Origin of the sequence: Sphingobacterium detergens, assembly GCF_003610355.1 — a bacterium.
Classification (GTDB): domain Bacteria; phylum Bacteroidota; class Bacteroidia; order Sphingobacteriales; family Sphingobacteriaceae; genus Sphingobacterium; species Sphingobacterium detergens.
Window position 1 is genome coordinate 851,485 of the sequence record NZ_RAPY01000002.1, and the last position, 15,078, is coordinate 866,562.

At 38.6% G+C, this 15,078-nt stretch carries 12 protein-coding genes and 1 tRNA gene; 3 read left to right on the top strand and 10 right to left on the bottom strand.

From position 1 onward, the window contains the following. Positions 1–164 precede the first annotated feature (164 nt). Entirely contained in the window at positions 165–680 is a 516-nt protein-coding gene (gene msrA / locus DFQ12_RS15515; protein ID WP_120259952.1) for a peptide-methionine (S)-S-oxide reductase MsrA, read from the top strand. Positions 681–868: 188 nt separating this feature from the next. Here msrA and DFQ12_RS15520 read toward each other — a convergent pair whose 3' ends face one another. The 5 genes from DFQ12_RS15520 to DFQ12_RS15540 form a co-directional block, all read right to left on the bottom strand. Further along, positions 869–3,601 (bottom strand): DNA gyrase/topoisomerase IV subunit A, encoded by a 2,733-nt coding sequence (locus DFQ12_RS15520; RefSeq protein ID WP_120259953.1) that lies wholly within the window; start codon positions 3,599–3,601, stop codon positions 869–871. 143 nt (positions 3,602–3,744) lie between these two features. Beyond that, positions 3,745–4,293: a GNAT family N-acetyltransferase gene (locus DFQ12_RS15525; protein WP_120259954.1), complete on the bottom strand. Its 549-nt coding sequence runs from the start codon at positions 4,291–4,293 to the stop codon at positions 3,745–3,747. Between the two features lie 27 nt (positions 4,294–4,320). After that, positions 4,321–4,998: an ABC transporter ATP-binding protein gene (locus DFQ12_RS15530; protein WP_120259955.1), complete on the bottom strand. Its 678-nt coding sequence runs from the start codon at positions 4,996–4,998 to the stop codon at positions 4,321–4,323. After that, entirely contained in the window at positions 4,995–5,909 is a 915-nt protein-coding gene (locus tag DFQ12_RS15535) for a hypothetical protein (protein ID WP_120259956.1), read from the bottom strand. Before DFQ12_RS15535 ends, DFQ12_RS15530 begins: the two co-directional genes overlap by 4 nt. Before the next feature lie 151 nt (positions 5,910–6,060). Next, positions 6,061–7,224, bottom strand: coding sequence for an MFS transporter (locus DFQ12_RS15540; protein ID WP_120259957.1), 1,164 nt, complete (start codon positions 7,222–7,224; stop codon positions 6,061–6,063). 263 nt (positions 7,225–7,487) lie between these two features. On the opposite strand from DFQ12_RS15540, the gene DFQ12_RS15545 reads away from it, so the two are divergent. Next, positions 7,488–7,871, top strand: coding sequence for a VOC family protein (locus tag DFQ12_RS15545; protein WP_120260037.1), 384 nt, complete (start codon positions 7,488–7,490; stop codon positions 7,869–7,871). Positions 7,872–7,893: 22 nt separating this feature from the next. Here the strand turns inward: DFQ12_RS15545 and DFQ12_RS15550 are convergent, their stop codons facing one another. Next, entirely contained in the window at positions 7,894–8,643 is a 750-nt protein-coding gene (locus DFQ12_RS15550; RefSeq protein WP_120259958.1) for a TrmH family RNA methyltransferase, read from the bottom strand. Between the two features lie 8 nt (positions 8,644–8,651). Here DFQ12_RS15550 and tamL point away from each other — a divergent pair, with 8 nt between their 5' ends. Then, positions 8,652–11,003 carry a translocation and assembly module lipoprotein TamL gene (tamL, locus tag DFQ12_RS15555; protein ID WP_120259959.1) on the top strand — a complete coding sequence of 784 codons (2,352 nt, stop codon included), beginning with the start codon at positions 8,652–8,654 and terminating at the stop codon, positions 11,001–11,003. 72 nt (positions 11,004–11,075) lie between these two features. On the opposite strand, the gene DFQ12_RS15560 is transcribed toward tamL, so the two are convergent. The 4 genes from DFQ12_RS15560 to DFQ12_RS15570 all read right to left on the bottom strand — a co-directional run bounded on the left by DFQ12_RS15560 (position 11,076) and on the right by DFQ12_RS15570 (position 14,639). Next, complete coding sequence (locus DFQ12_RS15560) at positions 11,076–11,603, bottom strand: hypothetical protein (protein ID WP_120259960.1); 528 nt, start codon at positions 11,601–11,603, stop codon at positions 11,076–11,078. Positions 11,604–11,901: 298 nt separating this feature from the next. Further along, positions 11,902–12,561 carry a hypothetical protein gene (locus DFQ12_RS15565; protein ID WP_120259961.1) on the bottom strand — a complete coding sequence of 220 codons (660 nt, stop codon included), beginning with the start codon at positions 12,559–12,561 and terminating at the stop codon, positions 11,902–11,904. A 301-nt stretch (positions 12,562–12,862) separates the two neighbouring features. Next, a tRNA-OTHER gene (locus tag DFQ12_RS28175) sits at positions 12,863–12,991 on the bottom strand. Between the two features lie 130 nt (positions 12,992–13,121). Further along, positions 13,122–14,639, bottom strand: coding sequence for a TROVE domain-containing protein (locus DFQ12_RS15570; protein WP_120260038.1), 1,518 nt, complete (start codon positions 14,637–14,639; stop codon positions 13,122–13,124). Positions 14,640–15,078 lie beyond the last annotated feature (439 nt).

The following is a 15,078-nucleotide window of genomic DNA, read 5'->3' on the forward strand; positions in this document are numbered from 1 at the left end:
TTTAGTCTCTTTTAGAATATGGATTTAGATAGAAGTATAAATTTATTATTGATTATCTTTGTATAAGCGACGTTAGCGTGAGAAAAATGAGATAACAAGTACGTCAAGGGCTTTTAAAATTAAAGTCTAAGTTCTCAATACTCATTACTAAATACAATAAAAATATGAAAGCAACATTTGGAGGTGGATGTTTTTGGTGTACGGAAGTGATTTTCCAAAACACTGAAGGAGTAACATCCGTATTGCCTGGATATATGGGAGGTCATATAGACCATCCTACTTATGAGCAGGTCTGTACAGGTACAACAGATCACGTAGAAGTGGTGGAGTTGGAGTATGATGATGAGTTGGTTAATTATGAGGATCTGTTGAAAATTTTCTTTAAGACACATAATCCGACAACATTGAACCGTCAGGGTAATGATGTGGGGACGCAGTATCGTTCTGTGGTCTTCTATCACAATGAAGAACAGGAAATCTTAGCAAAAAACTTTATTGATGAATTGGAAAACGAGGATGTCTATGAAGATCCAATAGTAACAGCGGTTGAACCGGCATCAACATTTTGGCTTGCTGAAAATTATCATCATAATTATTTTAATGATCACCCTGAGAACCCGTTCTGTTCGGTGGTCATTGCGCCGAAACTCCAAAAATTCCTAAAAGAATTTAAAGCCTAAAAGCTTTATATAGGAGTTTTGTGTCAAGCATAGCGAATTGATGGTGGACTGTTTATTAGAGGGGGAGGAGGATTGAAACAAGTCCTTGGTTACCTTTGAGAACTAACAGCGATCAATAACAATATAAAAAGGCTCGAATATCATATTCGAGCCTTTTCTTTATGCGGATTACTTATTGAAAAATGCTGTTAAAACATTTCCATTTGCCCTTTGTCATCAATTTGGATGTCGTCAGGATTAGTGATCTCTAATTTGATGTCATCTTCTTTTTTATCATTAGATGCATCTGTTGCTGTTTCAGCCGTTGAAGCCTCCACTTTTGTCTCATCGGATTTTGTTTCTTCATCTACAGAAGCTGCCTCCGTTTTTTTCTTTCCTTTCTCACTGAGATCCTCATCTACAGTAATTAAGGCCACAGATTTTACGGTATGGAAGGATAGACGATTACCTTGCGCCTTTATGCCTTTGACATCAATGATTTCAGTCAATGGTTGTTCCAGCGTTTCCTCCGTTTGAGATTTACCTTTTAGAATATCTAATTTGACTATAGGTTCAGCCGCATTACTCATTAGAACTAGTTTTGAACCGGGTTCTTCATTGATAAACGAAATGCGTTTACCAATAGGCTGGTCATCAAATTTAAAACGTTTGACGAAATAGGTCCCGCTCTTACCATCTTGATGTACTACGGTATAAACATGTTCCGGATAGAATTTCTCAATACGGATCATTTTCTCATCAAAGTGGTTGCTAAGATCGAAGTTCGATAACTCGTAGCTACCATCAGAAAGTACAACCAATATTTTATCATCACCATCAAATTCGCCTAAATATTGGCCACGTTCATCTGCATTTAAGCGTTTCATGATAGTGTCGTACCAAATTTTTCGTCCTGCAAGTGTTGAAATACCTGAGCTTTTGAAGGCGATTTTCTTGACCGGGTATTTGGAGACAATATTTCCTTGGGATGCACGACCTTTGATGGCAATTTCAGCGAAATCCATATCGAAATTCAATTTGCGTAATTTCGTGTGCGGTTTGAGCTGTATATTGACAACTTCTGCTTCGCCGTTTGGATTAGCAGTGAAATACAGAACCTTTGATCCTTTAGATCCTTTGGATACGTCGTATTCCTTGTCACGGGTAACGCCAACAACAGAAAAACGTTTGATATAACTTGTACCAGTTTCGCCTTCTTTATAGATGACATTGTATATGGTACGTTCGTCACCTTTTTTGAAGACCGCTACATGAATAATCCCTTTACCAACAAATACCTTGTCTTGGATTTTGCTGACGACATATTTGCCATCTTCGCGGAAAACAATGATATCGTCTATATCCGAGCAATCGCATACGAACTCATCTTTCTTCATTCCTGAACCGATGAAACCTTCTTCACGATTGACATATAGTTTGGCGTTGGCTAATGCAACTTGTGTTGCCTCAACCTTATCAAAGATGCGTAATTCTGTTTTGCGCTCACGATCTTTGCTATATTTTTCGCGTAGTTTTTCATACCAGGCAATGGCATATTCGGTCAACTGACGCAAATGACGTTTAACTTCTTTGATCTCATTTTCGAGCGTCTTCATCGTTTCATCTGATTTTTTTACATCGAAACGTGTAATGCTACTCATTGGTTTATCGATCAATTTCTTATAGTCCTCAGGAAGAATTTCACGATAAAACTGATCAAAGAATGGCTCAAACAAGCGATTTAAAACCTGCACGACAGTATCAAAGTCACCGGCATTTTCATAATCGGCATGTTTGTACATCCCTTCTTGGATGAATATCTTTAATAAACTATTGAAGAAGATTTTTTCCTGAAGATCATTTAAACGAATCTCCAGTTCCCGCTTCAATAGGTTTTTTGTGTTTTTTGTGTTTTCAATCAAGATGTCATTGACACTCATAAAATGAGGTTTCTCATCCTTGATGACACAGGTGTTTGGAGAGATAGAAACCTCACAAGCTGTGAATGCGTATAGTGCATCGATCGTAACATCAGGAGATATTCCCGGTGCTAAATGCACGATGATTTCAACATTTCCAGCCGTGTTATCTTCGATTTTCTTGATTTTGATTTTACCTTTTTCATTCGCCGTGACAACACTTTCGATAAGTCCGCCAGTGGTGGTGCCAAAAGGAATCTCGGTGATTGCTAAAGTCTTTTTATCCCGCTCCTCGATTTTAGCACGCACACGGATCTTTCCGCCACGTTGACCTTCGTTGTAGTTAGACACATCGGCCATACCACCTGTGGGAAAATCGGGAAGAATATTCGGGCGTTCGCCGTTCAGTACCTGAATTGAGCCATCAATGAGTTCAATAAAGTTGTGCGGCATAATCTTCGTTGCTAAACCTACAGCAATACCTTCTGCTCCCTGCGCCAGAAGCAAAGGGAATTTAACAGGTAAAGTGACTGGCTCACGGTTACGTCCATCGTAGCTCTGTTGCCATTCCGTCGTTTCGGGATTGAAGACAACTTCATTTGCAAATTTAGAAAGTCGTCCCTCAATATAACGTGGTGCCGCCGCCGAATCGCCAGTAATAGGGAAACCCCAGTTACCTTGACAGTCAATCAATAGATCTTTTTGTCCCAGTTGTACCATGGCATCTCCAATGGAAGCATCTCCATGCGGGTGATACTTCATGGTATTACCAATAACATTGGCGGCCTTATTATATCGTCCGTCATCCATTTCCTTTAGGGAATGGAGAATACGGCGTTGTACGGGTTTCAAGCCGTCATTTATATGGGGTACAGCTCTATCCAAGATAACATAGGACGCATAATCCAAAAACCAGTTCTCGTACAGTCCAGATAAAGGTATTGTCTGACTTCCGCCCTCTGTTTTTCCTGATCCTAATTCTTCTTGGTTATCTTCCGTTGGGAAGTTTGTTTCGTCACTCATTTACTCAGCAATAGATTAAATTGTACAATACAGAAATGTTCAAAATTTTATTTTATTCGAACGTGTAAAAATACAAAACCATTTTGTTTTATCCCAGTGAAACTATGAAAAGTTAAAAAAATTAGTTTTTAAAGCTAACATAATTAGTTTGATTTAGCATCTTCGGCCAGATCATACCAAAAACAACGAATATCCCAACGGTCGAAATGAAACTCTTCGGTAACCTGAAAACCCACTTTTTCTAATACATGTCTTGATCCTTCGTTTTCGGTATGGGTGATGGCATGGAGCTCGAAATGAGTCAGATGCTCACGGTAATACTGCATGCAGGCTAATGCCGCTTCAGTAGCATATCCTTTGCCCCAGGATTCCATCCTGAAACGATAGCCGAGGTCCAGGAATCCGATACGTCCATTTTCCAATTCATCAATATATTTAAATCCCGTCCAGCCGATCCATTGATTGCTTGATTTTTCAATGACTCCTAGTCGGCCAATACCATATTTTTCATATTGTTGCTGAATGAGAGCGATCGCTTTTTCCATATCTTCGATGGATTGAACAGGCTCTTTATTGAGAAAGGTATGTACCTCAGGCTGTGAATCCATAGCAAAAAAATAGTCCTTATCGTCCATGCTTATCGGACGGATGATTAACCGTTCGGTTTCTAATGTGGGTAGGTATTTTTCCATCTTATTTGTTTTGAGTTTTACAGGGCTTCAAAGCCAGAGTTTATCGATATCTTTTTTTAATATTTTTTCCTTCATTTCTTCTTCAAAATCACCAAACTGTTCTTTTTTGACAGATTTGCTAATCCGGCCTTCTTCAAGGACCAAGATCTCATCACAGGTATCCTTTAATGTCGAAAATATATGCGATGAGATCAAGATGGTTTTGTTCATGGCTTTTAGGCGTAGTATAATTTCGGTTAGGATAATACTGCTTTGTAGATCTATTCCGTTAAAAGGTTCATCCAGAATGTAGAAACTGTTGTCCTGAAGCAGGGTTGCTGTCAGCGCCAGTTTCTTTTTCATTCCTGTAGAATAGGAACTTGCATACTCTTTTAATGGTAGCTCGAAGATATTTCTTTCATCGATGTTTTTAATGCTTTTCCCACGGGCATCAGTAAGGAGATAGATATACTCTTCACCTGTCAGTTTTGACAAGAAATACGGATCTGATGTCAGATAACCCAGATGGTTCTTAAGTGGCTGTAGGTTCGCACTGATTTTTCCTGATGCTGTTTCCAAACCTGCTATACAACGAAATAAGGTTGTTTTTCCAGCACCGTTTTCGCCTACGATACCGTAGACTTTTCCGTCCTCAAAAGTAAAGGTGACCTCGTGCAAGACCTGATGCTGACCAAAGGATTTACTGATATGAATAAGCTCGATCATAAATAGTTTTTTAGATTTTTGAGGGCTTTCAAGTAATAGAAAGGTAATAGTGCCAATATCAGTGGATAGAAGCTGAAACATAATGCCAGTGCAAAGCCCTCGGGGAAATTGATCTCTCGCGGATAAGCGACATACTTTAAGGTAATAGCAAAAGGAAGGAGAAAGAAAATACCACCCAAAACAATTAAAGCATTAAACCATTCGGATGAAAAAACAACGGCATATATCAGTAGAAGTGGAAAAACAAATAAAAGGCATTGCAGTATTCCACGTCTAAATTTACCCAGGAGGAATCTGGTCGGTGTTTCTCTACTGTTCCAAAGATAAAATACGGGTTCTGGTAGCTGATAATAGAACATGGAGGTTAGTGCTATACTAACTACGCAAAATAGAACGAGGTTGGGGTTGGTCACATAGAAACCAATTGCTGCTAGCATATACAAAACGAGAATCAGCAGGTAGCTCCTTCGGAACCCGATAATAAATTCAAATGGTTTCTTTGCAAATGGAGTTGGGAGGGATTTACCAAAAGTTTTAAAGACCAAAAAAGCAAATATAACAGCTAAGGCAATTAGCGCGACGCCATATAACCATAGCCCTCGAAATATAAAAATAGCAAGCGTTGGTAAAATGACGATACTATTTTCCAGTAGTCTGATCGTGTAAAAATCCTTTTTACTAAAGGTGTTTTTTAGAAAATCGTTCCTGTTTTTTTCGGTCAGGAGAAAGAGTAATTGGAAGTTGCTAAGCAGTAGGGCATAGCTCCCAAAAACAGGATACTGTAGCAGCAGGTAATAGGCCAGATAACAGGCTCCCAGTAACAAAAGTGGCGCAACCATTATCGGAAGACCAGTCGCCTTAAAATGGCGTGTCAACAATTTATATTGAAGCTTTAAATAGCTGTTTATCATGTGCTATCTTTTTATAAATAGTCATACAAGCGATGCTGGTGTCGGCTAATTGTACTAGCTATAGATCTGATGATTCTTATTTGTGCTACTCATTGTAAAATTTTTCTCGATTTATAAAAATCAAACTCATATCCTTAATCTTATATCAAAACTAAGATTTTCTTTGCCAATTTAGCATATAGAGTAAAGCGACCACGAGTACGACGGCATTTGCATACATAATTTGCGGAATGCGGAGAATGATATCGGCATAATATAATCCAGCGAGGAGCGCTCCAAGGCCAATTCCCGCTTCGAGTGAAATATACATGGTTGCGACCGCTTTACCGCGATGTTCAGGGATACTTAGATCAATAGTCCAGGCGTTAACTGCGGGAGATAATATACCGGTGCCAATACCATAGATGCTCGCTCCAATCATCATACCGATAAAGCTATCCCCAAAACCAATCACCACCAAAGCAATGGCAATAATCACGATGCCTGTAATAATAACTTTTGGCCTTCCATAACGATCAGAAACCTTTCCCGAAACAAAACGTATCATGACGGATGCGATCGTAAATGCCAGGAAAAAAAGACCTTTATTTTTAAGTCCTAGGTGTTCACTCCAATCTGGTATAAGGGTCAGGATTACACCGTATGCCGTATAGGATAGAAATGTAACTATTCCAGCAGGAAGTGCACGCCATTCAATGATATCCTTTCGGTCTATTTTTAGCATGGAAAGGTTGAATTTCTCTTTTTTGACAAGGGTTTCCTTCATATTGATGACGATGAGGATTGATAATAAAGCCATGAAGGAAGAGGAGTAGAACATGACATTAATCCCAAAAGCGTCAAAAATAGCGCTTCCTATTGCCGGACCTACTGCAGTGCCGACACTGAAAGCAAGCCCATGCATTCCCAAGGCTTCGCCCCATCTTTTTTGGGGAACAAGATCCGCAACATAAGCTGAGGTGGAGGTCGGCTTAAAACCGGTAGAGAAACCGTGGATCAACCGCAGAAACAGAAAGCCCGCGACGGAAGTTAAGATCGGATAAAGAAAACCACAGATAAAACAGACGATGGATCCGATGGCCATGACGGGGACACGGCCCCAGCGATCGGTCAGCTTACCGCTGAAAGGTCTCGAAATTCCGGCAGTCAATGTAAATAATGCGATGATCAGCCCCTTGTATTCAGCCCCACCCAAACTACTCAGGTAATTAGGGAGCTCCGGAATAATCATATTGAAACTCGAGGAGAATAGGAGTGAGCTCAGGCAGAGTAAAATAAATTGAAGCGTATAGATGGATTTCTGTTCAGATGGCATTTTAAAACAATTGTCGTGCATGAATATTTCTTCAAGTATGCGATACCGTGGAAGATACCTGTACTTTTTGAAGAGTAGGTCAAATGTACAGCTTTTGAAACGATTAAACTTTTTCTTTTGTTCGAAATTTTTAAAATCCTTTCAATGGTAATATAAAAATAATCATCCGGAAATCCGCTTGACACAAATTTGTATATTTGATCTTTGCCGCCGATAAAAAACTCTTTTATTGGCTGAACATTAAAAAACCTCCAATTGGTCGTATGTCAAAAGAAAAAAGAAATCCAGGGGTCTATTTTGAGATTCCTGTACTAAATATGGAGCGGGCAGTTCATTTTTACAATGAGTTGTTTGCCTTTACCTTTGATCAGGAAGAATTTGATGGAATTCAGATGGCTTATTTCCCTTTTGAGGAAAAGCTGTCAGGGATTACCGGTGCGCTGGCAAAAGGAGAAATCTATCAGCCTACACATCAGGGGGTACTGCTTTATTTGCATACCGAAGATCTGGAAGATACCTTAAAAAGGGCAGAAAAAGTTGGTGCAAGGATATTATATCCTGCCACCTTTCACAAAGATCTAGGCTTTGCAGTCGCTGAAATAGAGGATTCTGAAGGAAATCGGATCGGACTTCATCAACGGTTATAGGGTGCTTTTGGAAATAAATTCGCTAAACCAGCTGCCGCCGGGCGATCTCACTGCAAAATATCGTTGTTGCCACGGCAACATTCAGCGATTCCGCTTGGCCGATACGGGGTATGGTCACTGCTTGATCTATTAATGTTATAATCTCTTCACTAATACCATTGCCTTCATTTCCCATGACGATCAATCCTTCTGTACTCCATTCGGTCTGGTAAATGGATTGCCCATTGAGCAGTGCACCATAGACCGGTAGATCTGTTGAAGAGATAAATTCATGCAAGTCTATATAATGAACCTGTATTCTTGCCAATGAGCCCATTGTGGCCTGCACAACTTTTGGATTATAAGCATCTACTGTACCAATGGAGCAAATGATATGTTTGATCCCAAACCATTCCGCTGTACGAATAATGGTTCCCAAATTACCGGGATCTTGTACATCATCCAATACGATATTGTAGCAATTTCTTAGATCACTTATTTCGATCTGTTGTTGTTTCGGAAGTTTCACCAGGGCAAGAACACCCTGAGGAGATTTTAGGGTACTAATCTTTTGGAATTCAGCCTCCGTCAGTTCATGGGATTTTATATTATGCGAGATTTTACCCACTTTTGTGTTTGCGTCGTCTGTATAGAAAATGGACTCAACCTGGTAGCTCGATGAGATAAATTCCTTGACGGACTTTATGCCCTCAACGATAAATAAACCATGTTGTTTTCTATACTTTTTGTTTTGTAGAGACGTTATTAGACTGATTTGCGCTTTTGACAACATTTTTATTGATGATTAAGTACCCTCGTTTTATCGGATTTGCAAGTATAATGCTTTTGACGCTATTTTTTGCATCTTGCCGATCTTCAAAATATATAGATGACGACCAAGCCCTGGTTACAAAAATACAGATTTCCGGCGTTTCACCAGCATTGAAAGAGTCTTCCGAAACCTATATATCCAATCAGATAAAACCTAATTCGAGGGTCAATCTATTTATTTACAATACCTTCAATACTACAAAAGGGCGCTATAAGACCAAGAAAATTCGAAATGTAGGCGAACCACCCCATTTGCTTGACTCAGCAATGGTTGACCTTTCCGCTAATCAGATCAGACGTTTTTTGTTTACTAAGGGATATTTTAATGCCAAAGTCAGTCCTGAGATTTCAGTTAACAAAAAAAGGGCGCATATCAATTTTAATGTCGATGAAGGAAATGCATATCAAATTAGGAACATAGAACGTAAATTTGAAGATGGGGATGCCAAATGGTTATTTGATCGGGATATCCTACCAAAAACTAAAGTCAAACCCAATACACAATATGATGCCGCCAAATTGCTGGAGGAACGGGAAAAGTTATATGTTGTTATGCGTAACAATGGGTATTATGACTACTTGAGGCAATATATGCGTGTCGGTATTGACTCTACATTGAGTGGAAACTTGATCGATTTAAAAATAAATGTAGAAAATCCCAGTGATTCAACGATACATAAAAAGTATCAAATTGATAGTGTATATATGACTATTAGGAATTATGGGGCAATGTCAAAGAAACCAGCTCGCCGTATAACTGATTCTGCAAAACGACTTCTTTTTGTGGATGAAACAAATAGCTTTCGCTGGAAACCATTGGAAAGGTATATGTACCTACGATCGGGAAATTATTATTCGTTGGCCGAGGAAAATAAGTCTTATGATCGGCTTTATGAGATGAACGGTTTTCGGTCTGTAAAAGTGCAGTTTGTGAAAAAAGATTCCAATAAACTCGATGTTCATTATGATTTCGTCCCGCGACCACGAATGGGTAACCAGATCGAAGGAGAGTATACTTTTAGTTCGGGGATGAGTGGTTTTAATATCGGAAATACGTTTTCACAGCGTAATATTTTTGGTGGCTCTGAGCAATTGGAGGTGAAGTTGCGGTATGGTGTGCTATTTGATCCTCGTTTGGCAGGGGGGCTTTCGAGTAAGATATTCAATAATGATTTTCAGGCGGGTGTCAATTTAGTAATTCCACGACTCATGGTACCTTTCCATATTAATCCAGGTGGGAAATTTGGTTTACCAAAAACAACATATTCGATGACTCTTCAGTTGTTTGATCAGGATCGTACTTATTCCAACCGCTATTTTATTACTTCACTGAATTACTCCTGGTATGAAACAGAGAACAAATATCATAGCTTTACCCCGATAGTATTGGAATATCGGGATGGGAGGTTAGATTCAAATTTTCGAAAGAATCTCGAACAGGAGGGGTATCAATTGTATGTACGTAGTAATGATCGTCAATATTTCGGATTAGGAACGCAATACACCTTCATTCTGAACGGAAAAAAGCTGACGAGCAAGGAAGATTTTCAATATTTCCGTGGAACCGTAGATGTCAGCGGTAATGTGTTGGATTTGATCAGTAGTATTGCTAAACTACCGGCAAATGCCGATGGTGAGAAAAAAATCTTTGGAGTACCGTTCTTGCAATATGCGAAAACCGAATTTGATTATCGTTTGTACCGTAACTTTGGCGGAAATAGACAATTTGTTTTCCGCTTTAATCCGGGGATCGCAATTCCGTATGGTAACAATTCGAAGTTACTGATATTTGAAAAGAGTTTTTATAGTGGAGGGATGAATGGTATACGGGCTTGGCAAGCACGAACCCTAGGGCCTGGTGCATACAATAGACAAAATTTGAGCGAAGATCTTCGTCTGAATCTAAGGAATTTAGATCAGTTAGGAGAGATTAAATTGGAGGCTAATGCTGAGTATAGATTTCGCATCTTAAATAATTTTTTGGGGGCCAAGATGAACGGAGCAACGTTCGTTGATATGGGGAATGTCTGGCGGCTAAAAAAAGATGACGATTTAAATCCTGGCGGCGAATTTAAATTCAACAAGTTTTTGGGACAGGTAGCCATTGGTACCGGTTTTGGACTACGCTTTGATTCAGATTACTTTGTGATCCGTTTGGATGCAGGATTAAAGGTAAAAGACCCACAGTTTTCAGGAAGCAATCAATGGGTCATCAAGAATTTCTTCGATTCAAAAGAATTTAAGGAGCAATATTATCAGACCCATAAACCGGACCGTTATAACTTTATACAGTACAATTTTGGGATAGGTATGCCGTTCTAGGGAACACTATTTTTTATAAAAAGCTCATTAACTTAGATTACGACTTTGATGTACTGATATTGAATGCTAGCCCTAGCCTAAGAGGTTCTTTAGACTGGAGAAAATTGAGTCGAAGATCTTACTTAAATCCAATCCTTGTGAGTGATTGAATATAAAGAAAACAATTGCCAGTGCAATGGCTGTCATGATGACTTTTTTAAACATGTAGGCGATACCTAATACAATAGCGGGGATGATCAAAAACATCAATCCACTGATGGCAAAGGGGGAAAGCCCATTATCAGTCTTATAGACATAAAACAGGCGGCCTTTAGATTTCTCTTGGTTTTTGTGATTAAAAAATACAAAGGTAGAGGATTCGATTTTTTGATTTGGAACAGCTACACCATCGTGAAATTGGAGCGCCTGAGAGAAACCGTTGATGGTAAACATGTAGTTTCCATTGATAGTCTCATTGGTATTGCCGACTGAATCCAAAGCGACGACCGCAAGTTTTCCGTTTTTCGAAAGATTCTCTTTTATGACAAAGTCTTGGATATTTTGCTGCTGAGCACTTGCCCAGAAAGGTATCAGTAATAGAAAAAATAGAACCTTTTTCATCTTATTTATATGCTTTTAAATTTTAACTCACCTGTAACAACAGGTCTGACTTATTCCCTTATATCCAGATCTACTATGGAGATAAGTTAATACCGGATGTGTTAAAGCAAGTCCAGTCAAAATGAGAATGCAATTTTAGGAATTTTAATCTTCTTTTGGAAATCTTAAATTATTCGAGGACTGATTCTAATCGAAAACTTCCTTTTTTTCTTCTTGGATCTTGCTGCCAATATTGAGCCGCCCAAACTTGGTCCCCTGTTTTGCTTTCGGTTAGTTCATGTTAAATTCCTCGGAGAGATTACTCCTTTTCATTCCGTCCCCAGATTAAGATATTTGCGATACTTTCTGTGTTGAATTCTGCTGCAAGCGTGTCTAATTTTTTTGAAAAAAGATGCAATTGATTTAACAAGATTATAAAGGCATTTTTTGTAATTTGATAATTGAGCTCAATTTGATTATTTGAAAAATAGGGGTAGAAAGGCTCGCCCTCGTCGTTGCAAAAAATAATAATTCTTTCCTTATTTTTCGTGATTACAGGGGAAGGGTGGCACTCCAATAGTGAAAAATCTTCGAAATTTTCATTTAATATATTTTTCCATTGTTGGATTTCTTCCATTAGACCACAGCATTGCGGATATAGTGCAATCTGTCCATTAATGGAAATTGCGTACCCGCCAAATAGTGAGCAAGCGTCTTTTATGGGCATGTCTCCAATATGTAGTTTGATTAGTGTTTTTAAATCTTCGATTTTAATGTCAAAAAGTCTATATTGATAAATTCCTGTTGTGATTGGACGGGGGATATCAATATAGTTTTTCCTTAATTCAATTTCTTGATATAGATCCCATTCTTTCGTATTTGTAAAGGAAGTTCCCTCAGGCACTCTATTGTTTTGGGCTCCCTTTGTGGTAGGAAGTTCAATCAGCGGTATAAAATCTATTTTGTCCGTTAACTTCATTTGTATTGAATCTCATATATCCTAGTCTTTTGGGAGGACTTACAATCAAAAGTACAATGTAAGAGAATACATTGTACTTAACAAATTTCTAGTTTAAAAAACAGAAGCAAAAAGCAACAATAGTGGGGGCTAGTCATTGCCGGATTCGAACCGGATAATCTTGTTGATTTTACAACTTCATTATTCCTCCCCTTAACGGTGACGAAGTAACTATCGTTTACGGCATTCTGTTTAGAATCAGAAAGGCAACTGACGAAAAGAGTTTTTTCCGACGTTTTCGATATCGTCTATCTAGAACTGATCGGAAGCAGGATTTGAACCTGCCATTGGACCGAAGTAACTCTTTTCTACGGCACTTATCCAATTTTATCATAAAGCAAGGTAACTAACGAAAAGAGACTGTTTTTCCTGCTCTACCAACTGAGCTACTCTATATACCTATAGAGACAGGACTCGAACCTGTGACACGGGCAACCCAAATGCGAAGTAACTCTTTTCTACGACACTTGCTTATTTTATTCCTTTGATTAATCCCGCAGCCAAATTACTGCGGGATGATCTTATATTTCCACTTGATGGATCTGTTTGACTGCAGATAGGGCATTGTCCATGCCAGAAAGTATATCAAATACTTTATCCGACCAGCCTGCTAACAGATAAACATCATTTTGTTTAACATCTATGGGCTGTTTTCCATATCCCGCCAAATCGAATAGGTAGAGTTTCGCCGTTGGAGCTAAACTTTTGTAATTATTCCATGACTTCTCTAAAGAATTGCCATTATGATTACTATCCCATAATTGACAGTCAGTAAATATCATTACTTTATCCACAATCTTTTTTCTACGGATTAGATCGTCCACGACCAGGTATCCATTTGTCGAATAACCCACTTCACCTTCTCGTTTGTAATACTCCATTACATTCGTCAGCACCTGATGTTTAGGCATATTGATTATTTTGTATGTATCACCGAATATCCCTGTTGTTACATCTTTACACTGTGATTGTAATAGCATCGCTAACATTAGGCCCACATCATACAGTAAAACCGTACTTTTTGCCGAAATAGGCTTTTGCATAGATCCTGAAACATCACAGGCAATCACAACCGAAGTCTCAAAACCGAAGCCTTTTATATTTCTGGCACTGCATAATGTGGCATCTTCTAGTGCAGTCAATACAGTTGATGTTAAACCCGATTTCAGCACTTTCAACTCTCTATAAGCTGAAAGAAATCTGAACGGAAGTTGCCTAGAGTTGAGTACTGCTTGCTCATTCGATAGATAATTGCAGACCATCAACACATGTTGTGCTGATACGTTAGCCTCCAGTATATTACGGAGATTTCTGAGCAAAGCCATATACCCCATTTTTTTACTTTCGATCAACTCTTCCCATTTTCTGGCGAAAGCATCAGATCTGGCCAGGGTGTTATCAAAATTTTCCTGACCCAATTTAGAAAGTTCCGTTTCCCAAGTATAGGCGGTCGAAAGATTATCCGCTGCGATTCGGTTAAAAATAGCCTGCTGTTGATCGTTCTTAGGACTAGGGTGTACAAGAAAAAGCGCATCTTTTAACTTAATTTCAGCTTCCCTGTTATATTTTGCAAATTGGTATTCATCAAATCTGTTAAAAGAGGCTACAAGACCTTTTTGGATTTGCTTGGAAAGTCTACTTAACTTTTTCGCTCCATTTCTGTTATTTGCAATCTGGTAATAGGCCAGAAGTTCAGTTATCTCGTCAGCACGCAATACTACCCGGCTCACTGTTTTACTAACGATCGACTCGCCAGAGGCTTTCTTCGCTAATTCGACAGCTAGTACTATCGGGATGGACCTTAAGTTCATCACTGTACGTGCATAGACGGCGAGTTTGGCAACAAATATCGATTCGCATGTCATGACCAACTCCTTGATTCGATTTAATCTACTGTTGCCGCTTTCATAAAATGAATCATTCAATCCAGTTGTGACTACCGTAGTATACAATTCCAGTTCTGGTGTCATGAGATAAGCCTTTGCTTTTTCATGATTCGTAACCAGCTGTTTTTTTGTGTTGAGGAAGTTGAATTTCATAATCATTACATTATCGTTAAACATTTGTGCCAGACTATTCTGAACTGACATTACAAAATTGCAAGCTGACCTACGCGTTATATGTGCGCAATTAGAGGTTAATGTGTGATTAATGTTTATTTTGCTGATTATTAGATTTTTATTTTTTTTTATTTCGAAAATAAAATGGCTTTGGATAAATGAGTACGCAGATTTATTGCGTAGTTATCTTGTGGGGTAGCGCTAATTGATATAACAACTTTAGGTTATTACTTGTTTTGTAGGGTAAATATGCCATTAGAAAAAAAATATGGTGGATATATAATACTTTGTAAGCTAGGGGTAGTTCTTTGAATATGTAAAAGGATAAATATTCAGAATACTGACCTGAGCTTAGCTCGTATTTTTTGATAATTCCCACCCTTTTGGGTAGAATGCTAATAAATTGGTTAATGTTCAG